This window comes from Kitasatospora sp. NPDC048545 (assembly GCF_040651155.1).
GTDB lineage: Bacteria > Actinomycetota > Actinomycetes > Streptomycetales > Streptomycetaceae > Kitasatospora.
This window is the reverse complement of record NZ_JBEZIQ010000017.1, coordinates 1-22,227: the sequence shown is the minus strand read 5'-3', so window position 1 is coordinate 22,227 and position 22,227 is coordinate 1. Positions and strand designations below refer to the sequence as shown.

21 protein-coding genes are annotated in these 22,227 nt (G+C 71.4%); 16 read left to right on the top strand and 5 right to left on the bottom strand.

The window, feature by feature from the left end; genetic code table 11:
• The first annotated feature begins 6 nt into the window (after window positions 1-6).
• The 10 genes from nuoI to AB0D10_RS17830 all read left to right on the top strand — a co-directional run bounded on the left by nuoI (window position 7) and on the right by AB0D10_RS17830 (window position 12,640).
• Complete coding sequence (gene nuoI, locus AB0D10_RS17875) at window positions 7-627, top strand: NADH-quinone oxidoreductase subunit NuoI (protein WP_360257024.1); 621 nt, start codon at window positions 7-9, stop codon at window positions 625-627.
• Complete coding sequence (locus AB0D10_RS17870; protein WP_360257288.1) at window positions 627-1,556, top strand: NADH-quinone oxidoreductase subunit J; 930 nt, start codon at window positions 627-629, stop codon at window positions 1,554-1,556. Before nuoI ends, AB0D10_RS17870 begins: the two co-directional genes overlap by 1 nt.
• The gene (gene nuoK / locus AB0D10_RS17865; RefSeq protein WP_030235394.1) at window positions 1,553-1,852 is read left to right on the top strand and encodes an NADH-quinone oxidoreductase subunit NuoK; all 300 of its coding nucleotides are present in this window, start codon (window positions 1,553-1,555) and stop codon (window positions 1,850-1,852) included. Before AB0D10_RS17870 ends, nuoK begins: the two co-directional genes overlap by 4 nt.
• 14 nt (window positions 1,853-1,866) lie before the next feature.
• The gene (gene nuoL / locus AB0D10_RS17860; RefSeq protein WP_360257021.1) at window positions 1,867-3,762 is read left to right on the top strand and encodes an NADH-quinone oxidoreductase subunit L; all 1,896 of its coding nucleotides are present in this window, start codon (window positions 1,867-1,869) and stop codon (window positions 3,760-3,762) included.
• A 34-nt stretch (window positions 3,763-3,796) separates the two neighbouring features.
• The gene (locus AB0D10_RS17855) at window positions 3,797-5,416 is read left to right on the top strand and encodes an NADH-quinone oxidoreductase subunit M (protein WP_360257019.1); all 1,620 of its coding nucleotides are present in this window, start codon (window positions 3,797-3,799) and stop codon (window positions 5,414-5,416) included.
• Window positions 5,413-7,050, top strand: a complete 1,638-nt coding sequence (gene nuoN, locus AB0D10_RS17850) for an NADH-quinone oxidoreductase subunit NuoN (RefSeq protein ID WP_360257017.1) — start codon at window positions 5,413-5,415, stop codon at window positions 7,048-7,050. The genes AB0D10_RS17855 and nuoN overlap by 4 nt, the downstream gene beginning before the upstream one ends.
• A gap of 311 nt (window positions 7,051-7,361) precedes the next feature.
• Window positions 7,362-8,372, top strand: a complete 1,011-nt coding sequence (locus AB0D10_RS17845; protein ID WP_360257014.1) for a polyprenyl synthetase family protein — start codon at window positions 7,362-7,364, stop codon at window positions 8,370-8,372.
• A 242-nt stretch (window positions 8,373-8,614) separates the two neighbouring features.
• Complete coding sequence (locus AB0D10_RS17840) at window positions 8,615-9,277, top strand: response regulator transcription factor (RefSeq protein ID WP_360257012.1); 663 nt, start codon at window positions 8,615-8,617, stop codon at window positions 9,275-9,277.
• A gap of 313 nt (window positions 9,278-9,590) precedes the next feature.
• Window positions 9,591-11,588, top strand: a complete 1,998-nt coding sequence (locus AB0D10_RS17835; protein ID WP_360257010.1) for a 2-oxoacid:acceptor oxidoreductase subunit alpha — start codon at window positions 9,591-9,593, stop codon at window positions 11,586-11,588.
• Complete coding sequence (locus AB0D10_RS17830; RefSeq protein WP_360257008.1) at window positions 11,585-12,640, top strand: 2-oxoacid:ferredoxin oxidoreductase subunit beta; 1,056 nt, start codon at window positions 11,585-11,587, stop codon at window positions 12,638-12,640. The genes AB0D10_RS17835 and AB0D10_RS17830 overlap by 4 nt, the downstream gene beginning before the upstream one ends.
• Before the next feature lie 66 nt (window positions 12,641-12,706).
• On the opposite strand, the gene AB0D10_RS17825 is transcribed toward AB0D10_RS17830, so the two are convergent.
• Window positions 12,707-13,087: a VOC family protein gene (locus tag AB0D10_RS17825; protein WP_360257005.1), complete on the bottom strand. Its 381-nt coding sequence runs from the start codon at window positions 13,085-13,087 to the stop codon at window positions 12,707-12,709.
• Window positions 13,088-13,291: 204 nt separating this feature from the next.
• Between AB0D10_RS17825 and AB0D10_RS17820 the strand changes: the two genes are divergently transcribed.
• The 4 genes from AB0D10_RS17820 (at window position 13,292) to AB0D10_RS17805 (ending at window position 16,321) form a co-directional block, all read left to right on the top strand.
• Window positions 13,292-13,588: a type VII secretion target gene (locus AB0D10_RS17820; RefSeq protein ID WP_360257002.1), complete on the top strand. Its 297-nt coding sequence runs from the start codon at window positions 13,292-13,294 to the stop codon at window positions 13,586-13,588.
• A gap of 24 nt (window positions 13,589-13,612) precedes the next feature.
• Window positions 13,613-15,208: a hypothetical protein gene (locus AB0D10_RS17815; RefSeq protein WP_360257000.1), complete on the top strand. Its 1,596-nt coding sequence runs from the start codon at window positions 13,613-13,615 to the stop codon at window positions 15,206-15,208.
• Between the two features lie 71 nt (window positions 15,209-15,279).
• Window positions 15,280-15,831: a hypothetical protein gene (locus AB0D10_RS17810; protein ID WP_360256998.1), complete on the top strand. Its 552-nt coding sequence runs from the start codon at window positions 15,280-15,282 to the stop codon at window positions 15,829-15,831.
• A gap of 13 nt (window positions 15,832-15,844) precedes the next feature.
• Window positions 15,845-16,321, top strand: a complete 477-nt coding sequence (locus tag AB0D10_RS17805; RefSeq protein WP_360256996.1) for a hypothetical protein — start codon at window positions 15,845-15,847, stop codon at window positions 16,319-16,321.
• Window positions 16,322-16,388: 67 nt separating this feature from the next.
• On the opposite strand, the gene AB0D10_RS17800 is transcribed toward AB0D10_RS17805, so the two are convergent.
• Together AB0D10_RS17800 and AB0D10_RS17795 are read right to left on the bottom strand one after the other, a co-directional pair.
• A complete protein-coding gene (locus tag AB0D10_RS17800) occupies window positions 16,389-18,107 on the bottom strand; it encodes an LCP family protein (RefSeq protein WP_360256994.1) in 1,719 nt (572 codons plus the stop codon).
• Window positions 18,100-18,558: a DUF6542 domain-containing protein gene (locus tag AB0D10_RS17795; protein ID WP_360256992.1), complete on the bottom strand. Its 459-nt coding sequence runs from the start codon at window positions 18,556-18,558 to the stop codon at window positions 18,100-18,102. Before AB0D10_RS17795 ends, AB0D10_RS17800 begins: the two co-directional genes overlap by 8 nt.
• Before the next feature lie 323 nt (window positions 18,559-18,881).
• On the opposite strand from AB0D10_RS17795, the gene AB0D10_RS17790 reads away from it, so the two are divergent.
• Window positions 18,882-19,526: a TetR/AcrR family transcriptional regulator gene (locus AB0D10_RS17790; RefSeq protein WP_360256990.1), complete on the top strand. Its 645-nt coding sequence runs from the start codon at window positions 18,882-18,884 to the stop codon at window positions 19,524-19,526.
• Window positions 19,527-19,623: 97 nt separating this feature from the next.
• Here the strand turns inward: AB0D10_RS17790 and AB0D10_RS17785 are convergent, their stop codons facing one another.
• On the bottom strand, window positions 19,624-20,331 hold the full coding sequence (locus AB0D10_RS17785; RefSeq protein ID WP_360256988.1) for a hypothetical protein: 708 nt from the start codon (window positions 20,329-20,331) through the stop codon (window positions 19,624-19,626).
• Window positions 20,332-20,557: 226 nt separating this feature from the next.
• Between AB0D10_RS17785 and AB0D10_RS17780 the strand changes: the two genes are divergently transcribed.
• Window positions 20,558-21,277: a nucleotidyltransferase domain-containing protein gene (locus tag AB0D10_RS17780; protein WP_360256986.1), complete on the top strand. Its 720-nt coding sequence runs from the start codon at window positions 20,558-20,560 to the stop codon at window positions 21,275-21,277.
• A gap of 55 nt (window positions 21,278-21,332) precedes the next feature.
• Here the strand turns inward: AB0D10_RS17780 and AB0D10_RS17775 are convergent, their stop codons facing one another.
• A complete protein-coding gene (locus AB0D10_RS17775; protein ID WP_360256984.1) occupies window positions 21,333-22,094 on the bottom strand; it encodes a GNAT family N-acetyltransferase in 762 nt (253 codons plus the stop codon).
• Window positions 22,095-22,227 lie beyond the last annotated feature (133 nt).

The following is a 22,227-nucleotide window of genomic DNA, read 5'->3' as shown; positions in this document are numbered from 1 at the left end:
ACCGAGATGTCGTCTGACCAGTCCGACCGGTCCGACCGCAGGGACGGGCCCGAGCGGGCCGACCGGCCGTCGATCCTCGGCCCGGCCGCCGGCTTCGGCGTGACCTTCAAGGCCATGTTCAAGAAGCGGCTCACCGAGCAGTACCCGGAGCAGAAGAAGCCCACTGCTCCGCGCTTCCACGGCCGCCACCAGCTGAACCGGCATCCGGACGGCCTGGAGAAGTGCATCGGCTGCGAGCTGTGCGCGTGGGCGTGCCCGGCCGACGCGATCTACGTGGAGGGCGAGGACAACCGGGAGGAGGAGCGCTACTCGCCGGGCGAGCGCTACGGCGCGGTCTACCAGATCAACTACGCCCGCTGCATCCTGTGCGGGCTGTGCATCGAGGCCTGCCCGACCCGGGCGCTGACCATGACCAACGAGTACGAGCTGGCCGACTCCTCCCGGCGGGACCTGATCTTCACCAAGGAGCAGCTGCTGGTGGGCCTGTCCGAGGGCATGGTCGACACCCCGCACGCGATCTTCCCGGGCACCGACGAGGGCGCGTACTACCGGGGCGAGGTCATCGCGGCGGCGCCCGGCACGGTCCAGCAGGAGCGCACCGACCGGGAGAAGGAGGTGCAGCAGTGATCGGGCAACTCGCGGCCGCGACCGGGACGACCTCCACCGGCGAGGCCGTTCAGTTCTGGGTGCTCGCGGTGATCGCGGTCGGCGGCGCCCTCGGGATGCTGCTGATGCGCAAGGCCGTGCACAGCGCGCTCTGCCTGGCGGCCACCATGATGGCGCTGGCGGTCTGTTACATGGCCGAGGGAGCGGTGTTCCTGGGCGTGGTGCAGATCGTGGTCTACACCGGCGCGATCATGATGCTGTTCCTGTTCGTGGTGATGCTGGTCGGCGTCACCAGCGAGGACTCGCTGAAGGAGCAGCTGAAGGGCCAGCGGTTCGCCGCGGTGCTGTGCGGCCTGGGCTTCGGCGTGCTGCTGATCGCAGGGATCGCCAACGCGAAGCTGGACCACTTCACCGGGCTGGGCGAGGCGAACGCCGAGGGCAACGTGCCGGGCCTGGCCCGGCTGATCTTCACCCGGTACGTGTGGGCCTTCGAGGTCACCGGCGCGCTGCTGATCACCGCGGCGATCGGCGCGATGGTGCTGACGCACCGCGAGCACGTGAAGGCGCCGAGGACCCAGCGCGAGTTGGCGGCGCAGCGGGTCAGGGACAACATCCAGCTGCCGCCGCTGCCGGCGCCGGGCGTGTACGCGCGGCACAACGCGGTGAACGTGCCGGGCCTGCTGCCGGACGGCACGGTCGCCGAGGACTCGGTGATGGCGACGCTGCGCGAGCGCGGTCAGATCCGGGACGTCAGCCAGGCGATGCTGCGGCGGATGGCGGAGCTGGAGAACAGCACGGCGGACTGGCTGGGCCGTCCGTCCTCCGAGCGGCCGGCGGTGACCGGTCCGCGCAAGTCGCTGGAGCCGGTGCCGGTGCCCGCGAACGGCGAGCACGGCGAGCACGGCGAGGCCGGCGGGGACGGCCCGGCCGGCGAGGAGGGCGCGCAGTGAATCCGGTCAACTACCTTTATCTGTCAGCCTTGTTGTTCACCATCGGCGCCTCCGGGGTGCTGATCCGGCGGAACGCGATCGTGCTGTTCATGTGCGTGGAGCTGATGCTCAACGCCTCGAACCTGGCGCTGGTGACCTTCTCCCGGATGCACGGGACCCTGGACGGTCAGATCATCGCGTTCTTCACGATGGTGGTCGCGGCGGCCGAGGTCGTGGTCGGCCTCGCCATCATCGTCTCCATCTTCCGGACCAGGCATTCCGCTTCGGTCGACGACAGCAATCTGATGAAGCTGTAGGCGGAGGGCCTTCGGTGAACTCTCTCATTCCGCTGCTGGTGGCGGCTCCACTGGCCGGCGCCGTCCTGCTGCTGCTCGGCGGCCGCGCGCTGGACCGGTTCGGCCACTGGCTGGCCACGGCGCTCGCGGCGCTCTCGTTCGGCTTCGGCCTGGCGCTCCTGTCCGACCTGCTCGGCCGGGACGCCGAGCACCGGACCGTCATCGAGTACCTCTACACCTGGATCCCGGTGGACGGCTTCCAGGCCGACATGTCCTTCCGGCTCGACCAGCTGTCGATGACCTTCGTCCTGCTGATCACCGGCGTCGGCACGCTGATCCACGTCTACTCGGTCGGCTACATGGCGCACGACGAGCGCCGACGCCGCTTCTTCGCGTACCTGAACCTGTTCCTGGCCGCCATGCTGCTGCTGGTGCTCGCCGACAACTACCTGCTGCTGTACTTCGGCTGGGAGGGCGTCGGCCTGGCCTCGTACCTGCTGATCGGTTTCTGGCAGCACAAGCCGAGCGCGGCGACGGCGGCGAAGAAGGCGTTCATCGTCAACCGGGTCGGCGACATGGGCCTGTCGATCGCGATCATGCTGATGTTCGCCGAGTTCGGCTCCTTCGCCTTCGGCCCGGTCTTCGGCGGCGCGCACGAGGCGAGCGAGGCCAAGCTGACGGCGATCGGCCTGATGCTGCTGCTGGCGGCCTGCGGCAAGTCGGCGCAGGTGCCGCTGCAGTCCTGGCTCGGGGATGCCATGGAGGGCCCGACCCCGGTGTCGGCGCTGATCCACGCGGCCACCATGGTGACCGCCGGCGTCTACCTGATCACCCGCTCCTCGGCGATCTTCGACCTGGCGCCGGACGCGCAGACCGCCGTGGTGGTGGTCGGCGCGGTCACGCTGCTGTTCGGTGCGATCGTCGGTTGCGCCAAGGACGACATCAAGAAGGCGCTGGCCGGTTCGACCATGTCGCAGATCGGCTACATGGTGCTGGCGGCCGGGCTCGGCCCGATCGGCTACGTCTTCGCGATCATGCACCTGGTGACACACGGCTTCTTCAAGGCCGGGCTGTTCCTCGGCGCCGGGTCGGTCATGCACGGCATGAACGACGAGGTGAACATGCGTCACTACGGCGGCCTGCGCAAGTACTTGCCGGTCACCTTCGTCACCTTCGGCCTCGGCTACCTGGCGATCATCGGCTTCCCCGGTCTGTCCGGCTTCTTCTCCAAGGACAAGATCATCGAGGCGGCCTTCGCCAAGGGCGGCACCGAGGGCTGGATCCTCGGCCTGTGCACGCTGGTCGGCGCCGCCGTCACCGCGTTCTACATGACCCGGGTGATGCTGCTGACCTTCTTCGGCGAGAAGCGCTGGCAGCCCGACGCCGACGGCAACCCCCCGCACCCGCACGAGTCGCCGAAGAGCATGACGATCCCGATGGTCCTGCTGGCCCTGGGCTCGGTCTTCGTGGGCGGGGTGTTCGCCTACAACGACTCCTTCCTGAAGTGGCTGGAGCCGGTCACCGGGTACTCGGAGGGCGACTCGCCGCTCGCCCCGCTGACCGTCACCCTGCTGACGACGGTCTGCATGGTCGCGGGCGTCGCCTTCGCGTACGTGGTGTACGGGCGCTCGCCGGTCCCGGTGGTGCCGCCGGTCGGCTCCCCGCTCACCCGGGCCGCCCGCCGCGACCTGCTCCAGGACGAGTTCAACCACGCGGTGCTGGTGCGGCCGGGCTCGGCGCTCACCGCGACGCTGGTCTACTTCGACAGCCGCGGCCTGGACGGCTTCGTCAACGGCCTGGCCGCCGCGATCGGGGGCCTGTCCAGCCGGCTGCGGCGGATCCAGAACGGCTTCGTCCGCACGTACGCGCTCTCCATGTTCGGCGGCACGCTGGTGCTGGTCGCCACGACTCTCCTGATGAGGTCCGTCTGATGACTCGCGCAGATTCCACGTGGGGGGTGAGCGCATGAGCGCCCTGCTGTCCGTCACCTGCGCCGTCCCGGCGGCCGGCGCGGTGCTGACCGCCGCCCTGCCCGCCGGGTCGAACGAGGCCCGGCGCAGGACCACCAAGTCCGTTGCCCTGGGCGTCTCGGCCGTCACCCTGGTGCTGGCCGTCCTGGTGGCGGTCCGCTTCGAGCCCGGCGGCGCCCGCTACCAGCTGACCGAGTCGTACAGCTGGATCCGCTCCTTCGGCATCAGCTTCTCGCTGGGCGTGGACGGCATCGGCGCCGTCCTCGCCCTGCTCACCGCGGTCCTGGTACCGGTGGTGATGCTCGCCTCCTGGCACGACGCCGATCCGGGCCCGGCCCGGCCCGACGGCACGTTCGAGAACCGGCGGCGGACCCAGGGCTTCTTCGCCCTGATCCTGGCGGTGGAGGCGATGGTGGTCGTCTCCTTCTACGCCACCGACGTCTTCCTCTTCTACGTGTTCTTCGAAGCCATGCTGATCCCGATGTACTTCCTGATCGGCGGCTTCGGCGACCGGGCCGGCGGCCCGGAGTCGGCGCGCCAGCGCTCCTACGCGGCCGTCAAGTTCCTGCTGTACAACCTGCTCGGCGGCCTGGTCATGCTGGCCGCCGTGATCGGCCTGTACGTGATCGCGCAGGACCAGGGCTTCGGCACCTTCGATCTGCCGACGCTCACCTCGGCGGTCGCCGACGGGAAGCTGCAGCTGTCCGGCACTGCCGAGAAGGCGCTCTTCCTGGGCTTCTTCTTCGCCTTCGCGGTGAAGGCCCCGCTGTGGCCGCTGCACACCTGGCTGCCGAACGCGATGGGCGAGGCCACCGCCGGCACCGCGGTGCTGATCACCGCGGTGGTGGACAAGGTCGGCACCTTCGCGATGCTGCGCTTCTGCCTCGGGCTGTTCCCGCACGCCTCGAAGACCTTCGCCCCGGCGATCCTGGTCCTCTCGCTGATCGGGATCGTCTACGGCGCGCTGCTGGCGATCGGCCAGAAGGACATCAAGCGGCTGGTCGCCTACGCCTCGATCTCGCACTTCGGCTTCATCATCATGGGCGTCTTCGCCCTGACCAGCCAGGGCCAGAGCGGCGCGACCCTCTACATGGTCAACCACGGCCTCTCCACCGCCGCCTGGATGCTGGTGGCCGGCTTCCTGATCTCCCGCCGCGGCTCGCGTCTGATCGCCGACTACGGCGGCGTGCAGAAGGTCGCCCCGGTGCTCGCCGGGACGTTCCTGATCGGCAGCCTGGCCACCCTGTCGCTGCCCGGGCTCGCCCCGTTCGTCAGCGAGTTCCTGGTGCTGGTGGGCACCTTCACCCGCTACCCGGCGATCGGGATCGTCGCGACCTTCGGCATCGTGCTGGCCGCGCTGTACGCCCTGCTGCTGTACCAGCGCACCATGACCGGCCCGGTGAAGGAGGGCGTGCGCGCGATGCCCGACCTCAAGGCGCGCGAACTCGCCGTGGTCGCCCCGCTGGTGGCGCTGACCGTCCTGCTCGGCGTCTACCCCAAGCCGCTCACCGACCTGGTCAACCCCTCGGTGAACGCGACGCTCTCGCAGGTCCACGAGACCGACCCGGCGCCGGCCCACCCGGTCGCCGCCACCTCAGGAGGTGAGCAGAAGTGAGCCCCACCGCAGTGCTCGCCGCCGCCGGCGGCAACACCCCCAGCATCCCGGCGCCGCACATCGAGTACGGCCAACTCTCCCCGATGCTGGTGGTGTTCGGCGCCGCCGTGGCCGGGATCCTGGTGGAGGCCTTCGTGCCCCGCCGGTACCGGCACTGGACGCAGGTGACGATCGCGCTGGCCGGCCTGGTCGGCGCCTTCGTCGCCGTGGTGGTGCTCGCCGTGCAGAGCCATGGCTTCACCCGGATCGACCTGCTGGCCATGGAGTCGGTCGCGCTGGACGGCCCGGCGCTGTTCCTGCAGGGCGTGATCCTGCTGGCCTCGGTGGTCGCGGTGCTCACCTACGCCGAACGGCGGCTGGAGCCCAAGGCCGGCGGCCTGCCCGCCGATGCCTTCGCCGCCCAGGCCGCCGCAACGCCCGGCGGCGAGCAGGAGCGGGCCGCGGTCCGGGCCGGCTTCGCCACCACCGAGGTCTTCCCGCTCACCATGTTCGCGGTCGGCGGGATGCTGCTGTTCCCCGCCGCCAACGACCTGCTGACCATGTTCGTGGCGCTGGAGGTCTTCTCCCTGCCGCTGTACCTGCTGTGCGCCCTGGCCCGCCGCCGCCGGCTGCTGTCCCAGGAGGCGGCGGTCAAGTACTTCCTGCTCGGCTCCTTCGCCTCGGCGTTCTTCCTGTTCGGCACCGCGCTGCTGTACGGCTACGCGGGCAGCGTGAAGCTCGGCGACATCGGGGACGTCATCTCCGGCAAGGCGATGACCACCCCCGCGCAGCTCAGCAGCACCCGGAGCGACGTGCTGGTGCTGACCGGCCTGGCGCTGCTGGCGGTGGGCCTGCTGTTCAAGGTCGCGGCGGTGCCCTTCCACTCCTGGACCCCGGACGTCTACCAGGGCGCGCCGACCCCGGTGACCGGCTTCATGGCGGCGGCGACCAAGGTCGCGGCCTTCGGGGCCTTCCTGCGGCTGTTCTACGTGGCCTTCCCCGGCCTGCGGCTGGACTGGCGGCCCGTGATGTGGGGCGTGGCGATCCTGACCATGGTGGTGGGCGCGGTGCTGGCGGTGACCCAGCAGGACGTCAAGCGGCTGCTGGCGTACTCCTCGATCGCGCACGCCGGGTTCATCCTGACCGGCGTGATCGCCGTCAACAAGCAGGGCATCTCCTCCGTGTTGTTCTACCTGCTGGCGTACTCCTTCGTGACGCTCGGCGCGTTCGCCGTGGTCACCCTGGTGCGCGACTCCAAGGGCGAGGCGACCCACCTGTCCAGCTGGGCCGGGCTCGGGCGGCGATCCCCGCTGGTCGCGGCGGTTTTCGCGCTGTTCCTGCTGGCCTTCGCCGGCATCCCGCTGACCTCCGGCTTCACCGGGAAGTTCGCGGTCTTCCAGGCCGCGGCGAGCGGCGGGGCGACACCGTTGGTGATCGTCGGTGTGCTGAGCTCGGCGGTGGCCGCGTTCTTCTACATCAGGGTCATCGTGCTGATGTTCTTCTCGGACCCGCAGCCGGGCGGCCCCACCGTGGCCGTCCCGAGCGCCTTCACGGCGACCGCGATCGGGGTGGGGGTGCTGGTCACGCTGGGTCTCGGCCTGCTGCCGCAGTACTTCCTCGACCTCGCGTCGAAGGCCTCGCTGTTCGTGCGCTGACCCGGCGCGTCCACCGAAAACCGACGAACACCCGTCCGGGCCGCGCCCCGTCCGCGCGGCCCGGACGGGTGTTTGTCGACAGCCGGGGCCGGAGTGTTCCGGCGGCTCTCCCGCCTTTATTTCCAGCCGAATTCGCCCCCACCGCCGCACGGCCCGCGCAGCCGCCCTGACCAGGGCATCCGGCCCGATCATGACAGGATCCGCACGCCCGTGCAGTGATCCACTCGCGACCGGATACCCTGCCTGTATGGCCAGCGGCGGCACTCAGGGACCAGGCCGCTAGATCGACCAGGGACAGAGGAGTGGTCTTCGTGACCGTCGTGGAACCCTTCGGGCTCAGCGTGCAGGACCGCGACCTGACCCGGGACATCCAGGCCGGACTGGAGGCGGTGGAGGCGGCGCTCGGCGAGGCCGTCAAGAGCGACGTCCCCTTCATCACCGTCACGGCCAGTCACCTCCTCGAAGCCGGCGGCAAGCGCTTCCGCCCGCTGCTCCTGCTGCTGGCCGCCCAGTTCGGCGACCCGGGGGCGCCCGGCGTGGTGCCGGCCGCGGTCGTCGTCGAGCTGACCCACCTGGCCACGCTGTACCACGACGACGTGATGGACGAGGCCCCGGTGCGCCGCGGCGCCCCGAGCGCCAACTCCCGCTGGGACAACTCGGTCGCCATCCTCACCGGCGACTTCCTGTTCTCCCGCGCCTCCCAGGTGCTGGCCGACCTCGGCCCGGAGGCCGTGCGGATGCAGGCCGAGGCCTTCGAGCGGCTGGTCACCGGTCAGATCCTGGAGACCCGCGGCCCCGGCCCGGAGACGGACCCCCTGCTGCACTACCTGGACGTGCTGGAGGGCAAGACCGGCTCGCTGATCGCGGTCTCCTGCCGGATAGGAGCACTGATGGCCGGTGCCGAGCCCGCTCTGGTGGACACCCTCGGCGAGTTCGGCGAGCGGATCGGCATCGCCTTCCAGCTGGCCGACGACGTGCTCGACATCGCCAGCGACGGCCACGAGTCCGGCAAGACCCCCGGCACCGACCTGCGCGAGGGCGTGCCCACCCTGCCGACCCTGCTGCTGCAGCAGATGCCGGCCGACGCGGCGGACCCGGACGACGCCCGGCTGCGCGAACTGCTCGCCCAGGACCTCGTGGACGACGAGCTGCACGCCGAGGCGCTGCGCCTGATGCGGGCCCACCCCGCGCTGGAGCGCGCCCGCGCGGAGACGCTGCGCCGCGCCGAGGAGGCCCGGGCGCTGCTCGCGCCGCTGCCGGACTGCGGGGCGAAGGCGGCCCTGGAGGGCCTGTGCGACGCGGTGGCCATCCGCACGATGTGACGCGCCGGCCGTTCGCGCGCTCCGGCGCGCCGGCCGTCCGCACCCCCTGACGCGGTTTCCGGTACGACCGGCCCGGGCTCTCGGTACGACCGGGCCCGGGCCGGTCGCGTTCCAGGTCCGGACCGCGCCGGACCGCCCCGGAACCCGCGTCCGGGGGCGGCCGGTTCGCGCATCGGGGACGACCGGCCCCCGGGATGGGGGAGACTGGCTTCCGTCAGCTCGCCCCAGCCGGGAAGGTCGCCATGCGTCGCGTCGTCATCGCCGAGGACTCCGTACTGCTGCGGGAGGGACTGACCCGGCTGCTCACCGATCGCGGCCTGGAGGTCGTCGCAGGGGTCGGGGACGGTGAGGCCCTGGTGAAGACCATCCACGACCTGGCGGCGGCCGACGCGCTGCCCGACGTCGTGGTGTCCGACGTGCGGATGCCCCCGAGCCACACCGACGAGGGTCTGCGCGCCTGCGTCGAGCTGCGCGGCCACTACCCGCAGCTGAACGTGCTCGTGCTGTCGCAGTTCGTGGAGGAACGTTACGCCTCTGAACTGTTGGCCGGATCCACCCGCGGCGTCGGATATCTCCTGAAGGACCGGGTCGCCGAGGTGCGGGAGTTCGCCGACGCGGTCGTCCGGGTCGCCGACGGCGGCACCGCGCTCGACCCCGAGGTGGTGCAGCAGCTGCTCAGCCGCAGCCGCAAGGGCGACGTTCTGGCCAACCTCACGCCCCGCGAGCGCGAGGTGCTCGGACTGATGGCCGAGGGCCGCACCAACGCGGCGGTGGCCAAGCAGCTGGTGGTCTCCGACGGTGCCGTGGAGAAGCACGTCAGCAACATATTCCTCAAGTTGGGCCTGGCCCAGAGCCCGGAGGACCACCGCCGGGTGCTGGCCGTCCTGACGTACCTCAACTCCTAGCCGACACCCCCGGCCCGACCCGCGGAACGGCGCGCGGCCCGCCTCCCGGCCGACGCCCCGGCCGCGCCGGGGACGGGCGCGGCCGCAGGGTCCGGGCGCGGCCGCGGGGCCGGGAACGGCCGCCGGATCCGGAATGATCTACGGCGGCCGGACGTTGTCCATGTGTGCGGTACGGGCGCGGGCCGGTGATTTCCCGCCGCACGCGGGAGTTCCGTCCCAGGCCGACTCCACCCGCATAGGATGCGGGAGGTGCACCAGGCGGACGGGGCACGGGGCCGCGCCCGCGGTGGTGTGCCCTAGGAGGTCCGCGGCAGTGACCAGTCAGGTCGATCAGTCAGAGGCAGTGGACGGCTCGGACGGCGACGAGACCCGTGCCGGCAGCGGCGACGTGCGCCCCGGTTCGGGCGTGCCCGCCGGCCCACCCTCCCCGGGCGGCCCGGCACCCGGGCGCACCAAGCCGATCCGCAGACTCGACCGGGTGATCATCCGTTTCGCCGGAGACTCCGGTGACGGCATGCAGCTCACCGGCGACCGGTTCACCTCGGAGACGGCGTCCTTCGGCAACGACCTGTCCACGCTGCCGAACTTCCCGGCCGAGATCCGCGCCCCCGCCGGCACCCTGCCCGGCGTCTCGTCCTTCCAGCTGCACTTCGCCGACCACGACATCCTGACCCCGGGCGACGCCCCGAACGTGCTGGTCGCGATGAACCCGGCCGCGCTGAAGGCGAACCTGCCGGACCTGCCGCGCGGCGCGGAGATCATCGTCAACACCGACGAGTTCACCAAGCGCGCGCTGGCGAAGGTCGGTTACGCGGCCGACCCGCTGACCGACGGGTCGCTGGACGGCTTCCACCTGCACAAGGTGCCGCTGACCACGCTGACCCTGGAAGCGCTCAAGGACAGCGGCCTGGCCCGCAAGGACGCGGAGCGGGCGAAGAACATGTTCGCCCTGGGCCTGCTGTCCTGGATGTACCACCGGCCCACGCACGGCACGGAGTCGTTCCTGCGCAGCAAGTTCGCGAAGAAGCCGCAGATCGCCGAGGCGAACGTGCACGCCTTCCGGGCGGGCTGGAACTTCGGCGAGACCACCGAGACCTTCGCGGTCTCCTACGAGGTGCCGCCGGCCAAGCTCCCGGCCGGGCGCTACCGCAACATCTCCGGCAACCTCGCCCTCTCCTACGGGCTGATCGCCGCCGGGCAGCGCTCGGGCCTGCCGCTGTACCTGGGCTCGTACCCGATCACCCCGGCCTCGGACATCCTGCACGAGCTGAGCAAGCACAAGAACTTCGGGGTCCGCACCTTCCAGGCGGAGGACGAGATCGCCGGCATCGGCGCCGCGCTCGGCGCCGCCTTCGGCGGGGCGCTCGGCGTGACCACCACCTCCGGGCCCGGGGTGGCGCTCAAGAGCGAGACGATCGGCCTGGCGGTCTCGCTCGAACTGCCGCTGCTGGTGGTGGACATCCAGCGCGGCGGCCCCTCCACCGGCCTGCCGACCAAGACCGAGCAGGCGGACCTGCTGCAGGCCATGTTCGGCCGCAACGGCGAGGCGCCGGTGCCGATCGTCGCCCCGGCCACGCCCGCGGAGTGCTTCGACGCGGCCCTGGAGGCGGCCCGGATCGCGGTCACCTACCGCACCCCGGTCTTCCTGCTCTCGGACGGCTACCTGGCCAACGGCTCGGAGCCCTGGCGGATCCCCGACGTCGACGAACTGCCGGAGATCGACCCGCGGTTCGCGACCGGCCCGAACCGCGAGGACGGCGCCTTCTGGCCGTACCTGCGGGACCCGCACACCCTCGCCCGGCCCTGGGCGGTGCCCGGCACGCCCGGCTTGGAGCACCGGATCGGCGGCATCGAGAAGCAGGACGGCACCGGGAACATCTCCTACGACCCGGCCAACCACGACTTCATGGTGCGCACCCGGCAGGCCAAGGTCGACGGCATCACCGTCAAGCCGGTCGAGGTGGACGACCCGACCGGTGACGCCCGGGTGCTGGTCCTCGGCTGGGGCTCGACCTACGGTCCGATCACCGCGGCGGTGCGCCGGGTGCGTGCGGACGGCGGCGAGGTCGCCCAGGCGCACCTGCGCAACCTCAACCCCTTCCCGGCCAACCTGGGCGCGGTGCTGAGGAGTTACGAGAAGGTCATCGTGCCCGAGATGAACCTCGGGCAGCTCGCCCTGCTGCTGCGGGCGAAGTACCTGGTGGACGCCGAGTCCTACAACCAGGTGCGCGGACTGCCTTTCAAGGCGGCCCAGTTGGCGGACGTGCTGTGGGCCGCGATCGGCACCCTGGACGAGGAGGACCACCGATGAGCGAGCACCGCTTCCCGTCCCTGCGGCTGGTGCCCAAGGCCGAAGAGCCGCAGGGCACACGGGACTTCAAGACCGACCAGGAGGTGCGCTGGTGCCCCGGCTGCGGGGACTACGCGATCCTGGCGGCGGTGCAGTCCTTCATGCCGGAGCTCGGCATCAGACGGGAGAACACCGTCTTCGTCTCGGGCATCGGCTGCTCCTCGCGTTTCCCGTACTACATGAATACCTATGGAGTGCACTCGATCCACGGGCGGGCGCCGGCGATCGCGACCGGTCTGGCCGGCTCGCGGCAGGACCTCAGCGTGTGGGTGGTGACGGGTGACGGCGACGCGCTGTCGATCGGCGGCAACCACCTGATCCACGCCCTACGGCGGAACGTCAATCTGAAGATCCTGCTGTTCAACAACCGGATCTACGGCCTCACCAAGGGCCAGTACTCGCCCACCAGCGAGGTCGGCAAGATCACCAAGTCCACGCCGATGGGCTCGCTCGACGCGCCGTTCAATCCGCTGTCGCTGGCACTCGGCGCCGAGGCCACCTTCGTCGCCCGCACCATCGACTCCGACCGCCAGCACCTGCAGTCGGTGCTGCGCGCGGCCGCCGAGCACGAGGGCACGGCGCTGGTGGAGATCTACCAGAACTGCAACATCTTCAACGACGGCGCCTTCGAGGTGCTGAAGGAGCCCGGAACCCGGGACGAGGCGCTGATCCGGTTGGAGCACGGGCAGCCGATCCGCTTCGGCGCGGAGGCCGCCAACGGCGTCTTCCGGGGCCCGGACGGAGAGTTGTCCACTGCGCCCGTCACGCCGGAGAACGAGGCGGACGTCCTGGTCCACGACGCGCACGCGGCCGGCCCGGCCACCGCCTTCGCGCTCTCCCGGATCGCCGACGCGGACACCCTGCACCACACGCCGATCGGTGTGCTGCGCAGCGTCCGGCGGCCCGTCTACGACGAGCTGATGGCAGGACAGCTGGCCGCCGCCACCGCCGAGCGCGGCACGGGCGACCTGGCCGCGCTGCTGGCCGGCAACGACACCTGGACGGTGGACTGACCGTCCCCCGACGCGCGTCGGCGCCCCTCGTCCCGGCCGGGACGAGGGGCGCCGGTCGTTGCGCGGCTACCGCGCGGCCCATTCCACCGGCTCGATCACGACCCCGTTCGGGTCGGTGACCTGGAACAGCTTCTCGCCCCACGGCTCCTCGCGCAGCGGCAGCGTGATCGGGACCCCCGCCTCGCGCAGCCGCCGCTCCTCGGCGGCGACGTCCTCGACGACGAACGCCAGGATCACGCCGTCCGCGGTGCGGTGGCGCTGCTCCTCCGGCAGGACCTCCAGGCCGCGCCGCAGGTAGACGACGTTGACCCCGCCGCCCGGGTGCGCGAGCGAGACGAAGCCGTCGGCCGACATCTCCTCCGTGTATCCGAAGTGCTCCCGGAGGAACGCGGCGGAGACGGTGACGTCCTCGACGGTCAGGGAGACGGTGGTCTTGGTGATCTGCAAGGCGGGAACCCTCTCGTTGGCATCGCGGGGCATCCGCACGATTACCCCGTACGCAGTACACTATACATAGTACGGAGAATTGCGCCAGGGTGGTCCGGGGGCGACCGCACCCGTTCCCGTGCTCATGTTCGAGAAAGTCCGGCGGCGAACGGCCCGGCACCGCTAGGGTCGGGACATCGCATCGAGCAATGGGGGGTCGATCCGATGTCGGACGCCGGATACGAGGTCTCGCCGGAGCAGTTGAGGTCCTCGGCGGCCAACGCCTCGTCCATCGCCACCAGCCTCGCCGCGCCGGTCCAGACCGCGGGCACCGCCTCGGGGACCGCCGAAGCGGCGCTGGGCGGCTGGCAGGTGGCCGGACAACTGGCCGCCGTGGTCACCGCTTGGACGCAGGGCGCGGAGAAGATCCGCACCGCGCTCGGAGCGGACGAGGAGGCGCTCCGCAAGGCGGCCGACAACTACGGCAGGACCGAGAGCGGGAACGCCGGGGCCCTCCAGTAGCGGAACAGGGGAAGGGGGGCTCCCGTGGTGGACTTCGCGCGCCTGCGCGACGTGAAGCTGGAGTCGGTGACGGAGACCGGCAAGGACTGGCAGGCCGTCGCCAAGGCGTTCGACCAAGCGCGGCAGCACATCGAGGAGTCGGTGCTGAAGCCGCTCGGGACCTGGACCGGACCCGCCGCGACCGGCGCCCGGCACTCGTTCGGCCAGCAGGAACTCCAGCTGCAGGTGGCCGCACTGGAACTCCAGGCGGTCGAGCAGGTCCTGTCCGGCTTCGTCCTGGCGGTGACCACCGCCCAGCAGGAGCTGCAGTACGTGCTGACGGAGGCGAGCAGGCTCGGCCTCACGGTCGACGCGAACGGCACCGTCACCGCGACGCCTACGCCGGCCGACCAGCTGCCCAAGAACGCTGCGCTGCGCCAGGAGGCCGCGGACTCCTACCGCGCCCAGGCCGCCTACGCCGCGACCCTCACCGCCGACATCGCCGCCGCCGTCCAGGCCGCCACCCAGGCCGACGCCAAGTGCGCGGCCGAACTCGGCAAGCTGGCCGCGGAGTCCAAGCTCCTCGACGGATCGGGGCGGACCGGCCTGGTCGGTGCGCTCCAACTCGCCGCCAAGGACCTCGTCGAGGCCACCCGGCTCGCCGGGACGGTCGAGGGCGACGCCGTCCCCACCGACCCGGCCGCCCGGGCCGCCTGGTGGAGCGCCCTGCCGCCGGACCGGCGCAACCTGTTCCTGGACGCGGCGCCCTGGAAGGTCCAGGGACTGCCCGGCGTGCCGACGCTCCAGGAGTACTACAGACAACTCGCCCTGAAGAAGGCGGGGATCGACCCGTCGAAGTGGGATCCGGACAAGGGACTGGACGCCAACGACGAGACGGTGCAGAAGGTCTATGCCTGGTACCAGAAGCTGTGGGACGAGAACCGGGACTTCCAGTGGGCCGGCATGGCCAAACTGGCCGGCGCGCCGGTGTACGGGGGGCTCCACGACCTCAACGAGGTGATCAAGGGCGCCGACATCGGCGGGCTCGTCACCCCTGTTCCGGGAGTGTCGCTACTGGCCGGTCTCAGCACGGAGGAGGTCCAGTGGTTCCAGAACAAGTTCCTGCACATGCAGAAGGACATCTTCGACGACGTCGGCGCCATGCACGCCGCGTACCAGCAGTACGGCATGGCCGGGATCGAGGCCCTTCAGGCGCATGATTCGAAGAAGTACCCCCAAGAACTGACCGATGCGTGGAGGGACATCGACTCGGGGGACCCGAAGAGGGTCGCAGCGGGGAACGCCGCGCTTCTGGAACGTGAGCAGACCGTCGTGCTCCCCGGTTCGTACCGGCAAGTAGAACGTCACCACGGGCCGGTCGGGGACACCTTCGCCCAGGTCCTGTCAGTCATGACCGAGTCACCGATCCCGGGCGGCAAGTCCTTCAACGGCTACTACGGTGGTGAATGGTCGACTTGGTGGGACGACCGCTACGTGACCGACACGAACGACCGGATGGACTGGATCCGCAAGGACATGCTGCCCAAGTACCAGCATCTTCTGGCGGATCCGGTGCAGGCGAAGACACTCATCGACACACCGCTGCTCGCCCGGGCCGACGAATACGAGGTCGTGCCGTGAGGGTGCCGTGGCGGATCCGCATACTCGTGGGGCTGCTCTGCCTGCTCCTGGTGGCGGCCGGGTGCTATCTGGTGAGCACGAGGAGCCATCCCGTCCACTGGGACCTCCGGAACTCGCACCGGGGCGCCGACCTCGGGGTCAAGCTCAACCCGCACAGCGGCCACGACTTCGAGAACCTGGGCCCGGTGGACATCGATCTGCCGGGAGGTCAGCGCTTCCATGCCGACGAGATGATGCTCATGGTGGCGGTCACGCTCGACGACGCCGAGAACATGGACGAACTCACCGGCTGGTACCCCGAAATGTCGCTCGACGAGGGGTATCGGAAGGCCCTGGAGCTCTGCGAGCAGTTCGGACTGAACACCGAGAGGATCGAGCAGTTCCGCCGGAACGTTCTCGACGACCTGGCGAAGGGCGACCGGGCGCACTTGTCCGGAGAGGACGGCGGTTCGGACTTCAAGTTGCTGACCCCGCAAGGACCGCTCGTCGGTGTCAGCCTCAAGTACGACACCGTCAACAACGGTGAGCCGGTGACCGTCAATGTCGAGTTCGCCTGGGGCGACAACCTGAGGCTCACGCTCGAGCACCAGGCCACTGCGTCCGCCACCCCGACCGCGCCCTGATCCGGAGGTCCCGTTGTCGTACGAGCAGCCCGTCCGGCCGACGGCCGTCACCTGGAACCTCCGCAGCGGCCACGGCCGCGGCGACGTGGGCTGGCCCGAGGGTGTCCGGCGCCGCTGGCACGTCCCCGTGGTCGCCGCGACCATCGCGCTGCCGGGCGGGCGCTGGTTCACCGGGCGGGTGGAGCTGACGGTCGCCGCCGAGGGGGAGGCGCTCGACCTGGTCAGCGCGACCTTCCCGGCCGCCACGGTGGACGACGCGTACCGGCTGTCGGGTGAGCTGGCCGCGTACTGGGGGCTGCCGGTCGAGCCGTTGGAGGCCTGGTACCGCGAGGTGCGGACGGGGGCGGGCCGGCGGATCAACGAGTTCGGGTTGAGCATCCGTGGCCCGCGGCTGGAGGAGCTGTCCGGGCCGACGGTGAACCTGGTGTTCCTCTTCGCGCCGGGCGGTCCGCGGCCGGTGCGGCCGGCGCTCTACTTCGAGTGGTCGTGAGCTTTCGAGTGGTTGTGAGCGGTGCCCCGCCGGGGTCGGCGGGGCACCGTGCGGTCGGCGGGGAGCGTCAGTAGACGCAGGGGATGCCGCCGTCGGACTGGGCGTCGACGCCGGGGCCCTGCATCGGGAGGTTGGCGACCGGGTCGGAGGAGCCGCCGGCGGGGGCCGCGGACTTGTCCCCGCCCACGCCGGTGAAGCCGGTGCCGAGGGTGACCACGACGCGGTCGGCGCCGACGGTGGCGGTGGTGGACTCGGTGGCGGTCACGCCGTAGCGGGCGGCGATCTGGTCGGCGGCCTCCTTGGCGCCCTTGCCGTAGACCACGGTGGTGGTCTTCGGCCGGCCGGCCGCCGATCCGGTCCGGCCCTGCTTGAACCCCATCGCGACCAGGGCCTTGGACTCGGTGGTGGAGGAGACCCCGGCGGCCGAGGAGGCGTTGAGGACGTCGACGGTGACGGTCCCGTCGGCCGTCTGGGTCGGCGTGGGGGTCTGGCTCGTGGGCGGCGGGGTGGCGCCGGGGGTGCCGTCGGCCGGGTCGGTGGCGGCCGGTGCGGCGGCGTCGGCGTAGCCGAACAGCTGCTTGACCACCTTCTGGACCTTCGCCGGGGTCACCAGGTTGACGTCCTGGCCGTTCCGGGTGCCGAAGCCGTCGAAGGTCAGGGTGTTGAACTCGACGTTCCCGCCGGCCAGTGCCGGGGCCTGCTGGGCGAAGTCGAGGATGTTCCACTCGTTGTCGATGACGAGGTCCTTCTGTATGACGCCCATCAGCTGCTGCATCTTGCCGAGGTCGCCGACGATGCCCTTCTGCTTCAGGTTGTGCACGACGGCGGAGATGAAGGCCTGCTGGCGGTGGGTGCGGGCGAAGTCGCCGGAGTTCCCGTCGGGGCCGTCGAGGTTGTGGCGCTGGCGGACGAAGGAGAGCGCCTGGGCGGCGTTGAGGGTGTTGATGCCCTTCTTGAAGTCGGCGCCGGAGCCCTGGCCCTCCATGGCCGGGTCCTTGGTGTCGTGGGTGAGGCAGACCTGGATCGGCTCGACCGCCTTGGCGATGTCGTAGAAGCCCATCAGGTTGACCTCGGCGATGTGGTCGATGGGCTGGTCGAGGAACTTCTGCACGGTGCGGATGGTGGCCGCGCGCCCCAGGTCGCGGCCGGCCTTCTCCAGGTCGGCGCCCTTGAGGCCCTTGGCCCGCAGGCCCGGGTCGGCCTTGTCCTTGGCCGCGCCGTAGGCCTCCTTGATCTTGGCCATGCCCAGTTGGGAGCCGTCGGCGTTGTAGGTCATGACGTAGTCGTCGCGCGGTATCGACACGGCCTGGACCTTGCCGCCCTTCGCCGGGATGTGCAGCAGGATCAGGGAGTTGGTGTTGTACCCGCCGATCTCTGAGCTGTGGCCGGCGTGCAGCTCGTCCTGGACGAACTGCGGGGGCAGGTCGGAGCCGTCCATGTTCTTGCGGCTGTCCAGGCCGATCAGCAGCAGGTTGACCGAGTTGTCGAGGTGCTTGGGTGCGTCCTTCTTCGTCTCGGCGATGACGTCGGACGTGGTCATCCCGTCGGTGAGCTGCTTGTACTCGTACCAGACCACCCCGCTGGCGGCGAACACCGCCAGTCCGACGGTGCAGGCCACCACCCGGCCGGCGATCAGCAGCGGGGAGGGCGCCCGCTTCCCGTCGCCGCGGCGGGCGGCTGCCCGGCCGCCGCTTCCGGCCTCCGGGGCGCCCCCGGTCCGCTCGGCGCCCCGGGCCGGCCCCGTCCGTCCGGTGCGCTGGGTGTGCTGCTCGGCGTCGTCAGCCACGGTGCCTCCTCCGGTGCCGGACCAGCCGGACCACGATCACCAGTAGGGCCGCGGCCGCGGCCTCGGCCATCACGGGAAAGCCCTGCACCACCCACTTCGCGGCGCCGGTGGCCAGGCCCCTTCCCTGGTAGCGGTCCCGGTGGGCGGCCAGCTCGACGGCGGCCGTCGCGCCGAGGACCACCAGCGGTGAGGCCGCGAGCAGCCACCACCAGCCGTTGCGGCTGCTCAGCGCCGCCGCCACACCGGTGCCGAGCACCGCGCCCACCGCGAACGCCAGGCCCATGCCGGGGCCGGAGAGTTCGTCGACCGCGGCGCCGGCCAGGGGCAGCCCGAGGGTCGCGGCTACCGGCAGCGCGGCGCCGCCGGGCAGGGGCCGGGCGGGCGCGCCGGGTCCGCCCGCCGTCCGCCGTCGCGAACCCTGGTCGGGCGACCGTCCTCGCTGTCCTGCCACGCACTTACCCCCGGTGTTCCCGTGTCCCGTGCGCCATGGTGGCGCTGGTGCCCGCTCCGGTGCCTGTCCGTCGTTCGGAAATCCGTTCGCGGTGCTTCCAGTTCTGGACGTTCGGGCCGGTCGTCCGGTTCCCGGGGGCGGCCCGGCCGCCTGCGGGCGGAGGTGGGGGCTTCCGATTTACCTCTACACGGGTGTAGAGATCGTAGGCAGCATAGATCACGTGCGTCCGGGGTGGCGGCTCCGGATCTGGCGCGGGTCGGATAAACTACACCGAGTAGTTTCTTAAGAGGTCGGCCGGTGGGCCGACGGATGAGGAGTGGGCCGTGGCGACCACGGGTGGAGCGGGACGGCCGGAGAAGCGCAAGGCGATCACGCAGGCCGCGACGGTGGTGTTCGGGCGCGAGGGGTACGTGCGGGCCAGCATGGACGCGATCGCGGCCGAGGCCGGGGTGTCCAAGCGCACGGTCTACAACCACTTCGCCGACAAGGAGACCCTCTTCCTGTCGGTGGCGCTGCAGAACTCGGCGGAACTGACCGAGGAGGTCCGGCGCCTGATGGCGAAGTACCTCGACCGCGTGGTGGACCTGCGCCGGGACCTGGTCGACTTCGCGGTGGAGCGGGCCCGCGCGGTGCTGTCCGCCGGTGAGCACGGAGCCCTCGGCCGGGCGATCCGCGCCGAGGTGGCCAACATCCCGGCGGACGTCCTGGAGGCCTGGCTGGAAGCCGGGCCGATCGCCTCGCTGCGCGACCTCGCGGCGCACTTCGAGGCGCTCGCGGAGCGCGGACTGCTGGCCGTCGAGGACGCCGTACTGGCCGCGGAGCAGTACACGCTGCTGACCTTCCACGGCATCGCCGAGCGCTCGTTCTGGGGCGCCGTCCCGGTGGCGGACGAGGAGGTCGAGCGGATCGCGGCGGTCGGCGTCGACGCCTTCCTGCGGATCTACGGCGGGCCGGCGGCCCGGGTGTGAGCCCCCGCCCGGGTCCCGCCCGGGGCGTCGGCCGGGCTCGGGCTCGGGCCCGGGGCGGGGCCGGCCGTGTGCCGCCCCCGCCCCGGGCCCGCGTGGATCACTTCCAGTTGACGCCCTTGCCGAGGGTGTACGGGTCGCCCCAGTACTCGGCGCCAGCGACCTTCGAGGCCTCCGGGGACATCGCCACCGCGCAGGAGGTGGACGATTGGCCGTTGGTGAAGCCCTTGGGCAGCGAGTCGCTCTTGCACTTGGGGAAGGCGCCGATGATCAGCAGGTCCTGCGCCTCGGTGCCGTCCGCCAGCAGGCCCTTCATGTGGTTGACGCTGGTGAAGGACAGGTCGGTGCCGCCGGCGTTCGTGATCTTGTAGTGGATGTAGTACGGCACCAGGCCCTTGGCCTTGTCGCCCAGGTTGAGCGAGGTGAGGTCGGCCGGGTCGCCCTTCTCGATCGAGGTGACCGCGAGCGCGATGGTGCCCTTGGTGCTGCCCGAGCTGAACGGCATCGTGACGGCGTCGCCGACCTTGACCGTGGTTCCGGGCGCCGCGGTGGCGCCGGCCGGTGCGGGTGCGGCGGCCGTACCGGACGCCGCGCCGCCCGCCGGGGCGGAGGTCGGGGCGGCCGGGGTGATGGCACCACCGCTCGGCGACGGCGCGTCGGTGGCGGCGGCGGACGGGGCGGCCGGCGGTGTCGTCGCCGCGGTGTCCGACGACGCCGCGTCGTCGTTGCAGGCGGTCATGGTGAGCGTGCCGACCGCGGCCAGTGCGGCCAGGGCCAGCACGCGGCGATTGCTGCGGATGGGCTTCATGTGACGTCCCCCGTCATCGCGGGCCGCCGTCGGGCGGCCCTCCTGATGGACGTTCATAGCGCACTCCACTGACCGGTGCCATGACTTCGGCCAGGCTTTGACCGGTCCGTGACGACTTCCTCGCGGGTCCGTGACAAGGGATATCGAGTCGTGATCAGGGAAGCGGGGTCGGTGCCGCCCCAGGCCCGACCGGATCCGTGCGATCCTGATCGCCATGATTGCGAAGATGGTCGATCAGGCTCGCCGTCTGGTGGCCGAGCGCTACCCGGACGCGCTCGCCGCACTGCTGGCCGGCTCCGCCGCGACCGGGAACCCCACCGCCACCAGCGACCTCGACCTCGCGGTCCTGGTCGCCGACGGCGGCGGGACCCACCGGGAGACCGTCCGCTTCGAGGGCCGCGTCGTCGAACTCTTCGTCCACACCGGGACCGGCCTCGCCGAGCTGTTCGCCGTCGACGCCGCCTCCCGCCGGGCGGTCCTCCAGAACATGTACGCCACCGGCCTCCTGCTGACCGACCCGGACGGCCACGGCGCCCGCGCCCGCGAACGGGCCCGGGCCGACCTGCGCCAGGGCCCGCCCGCACTGGCCCCGGACACCGTGGAGACCCGTCGCTACGGCCTGACCGACCTGCTGGACGACCTGGCGGACGCCGACGACGACGCGGAACGCCTGGCGATCGCCGCAGAGGTGCTGACCGCCGCCGCCGACCTGCTCTGCGATCACCGGCGGGCCTGGACCGGCGCCGGCAAGTGGCTGCCGCGCCGCCTCCGGGAAGCCGACCCGGTCCTCGGTCCGGCCCTGGTCGACGGCCACCTGCGGCTGTGCCGGGACGGCGACCCGGACCCGCTGGCACGGGCGGCCCGGCACGTCCTCGACCTGGTCGGCGGCCCGCTCTCCGAGGGCTACCGCCGCACCTGGCACGGCACCATCGAACGCACCGTCTGACCGGGCGCCCTGTCCGAACCTGCGCACCGCCTGAACCTGCGCACCGCCCGGGCGCTCAGGATGCGCTGAGCACCAGCTCGTTGTACGTCGCGACGGTGGTGAACCCGAGCCGCTCGTAGAGCCGGATCGCCGGGGCGTTGTCGGTGCGGACGTTGAGGCCCAGGTGGTCGGTGGTCGCGGCCAGGTGCCGGCACAGGGCGGTGACGCAGGCCCGGGCGAGGCCGCGGCCGCGGGCGTCGGGGTGGGTGGTCACGTTGCCGAGGACCGCGACCCGCTGGGTTGGGGAGTGGACGTGCACCCCGGCGACGGCCAGCAGCCGGCCGTCCTCGCGGACGCCGGTGTACCCGCCGCCGGTCAGCATCCGGGGGTCGAACCAGGCCTCCGGGTACGACGTGGGCAGCAGGGCGCGCGTGTCGGCGAGGTCGTCCGGGGTCAACAGCTGCGCCTCGTGGGGGACTTCGGTGGAAAGGTCGTGGGTGAGGAGCATCCGGAGCAGCGGTGTCCGGCGCTCGACCGCGTAGTCGGGTGCGAGGGCCCGCTCGGCGCCGTCCGGCAGTCCGGCCAGGAAGCGGCGTGGCAGGAACGGCAGCAGGTCGCCCAGCAGTGCCTCCAGCGGGGGGACGGCGGCGGGCCGGGCGAAGGCGAGCAGGACGGGGGTGTCGCCGCCGCTGTACAGCAGGGCGACCGGGCCGTGCTCGGCGGAGGCGGTGTACCAGGTGGTGTCGTCCAGGTCGCCGAGCTCGAACAGGTGTAGCGCCGGATCGGTGCGGAACCGGGCGGCGAGCGCGGCGCGGTCGTGCAGGCTGATGAGGGGCACGCGGTCGAGGATAGGCCCGGCCCGTCCGGCCGCGTCCGGTCCTCAGCCGTCCACGCGCCCTCGCCGGCGGCCGGTTCGAGCGCTTCACCGCCGAAGACCTTCTCGTAGGCGCTGTCGTGAACCGTTCCCTGCA

What these genes read in the sequence shown, in the direction of transcription:
- nuoI (WP_360257024.1), top strand. Translation starts at nt 7, where the DNA reads ATGTCGTCTGACCAGTCCGACCGGTCCGACCGCAGGGACGGGCCCGAG.
- AB0D10_RS17855 (WP_360257019.1), top strand. Translation starts at nt 3,797, where the DNA reads ATGAGCGCCCTGCTGTCCGTCACCTGCGCCGTCCCGGCGGCCGGCGCG.
- AB0D10_RS17840 (WP_360257012.1), top strand. Translation starts at nt 8,615, where the DNA reads ATGCGTCGCGTCGTCATCGCCGAGGACTCCGTACTGCTGCGGGAGGGA.
- AB0D10_RS17830 (WP_360257008.1), top strand. Translation starts at nt 11,585, where the DNA reads ATGAGCGAGCACCGCTTCCCGTCCCTGCGGCTGGTGCCCAAGGCCGAA.
- AB0D10_RS17820 (WP_360257002.1), top strand. Translation starts at nt 13,292, where the DNA reads ATGTCGGACGCCGGATACGAGGTCTCGCCGGAGCAGTTGAGGTCCTCG.
- AB0D10_RS17785 (WP_360256988.1), bottom strand. Translation starts at nt 20,331, where the DNA reads ATGAAGCCCATCCGCAGCAATCGCCGCGTGCTGGCCCTGGCCGCACTG.
- AB0D10_RS17780 (WP_360256986.1), top strand. Translation starts at nt 20,558, where the DNA reads ATGGTCGATCAGGCTCGCCGTCTGGTGGCCGAGCGCTACCCGGACGCG.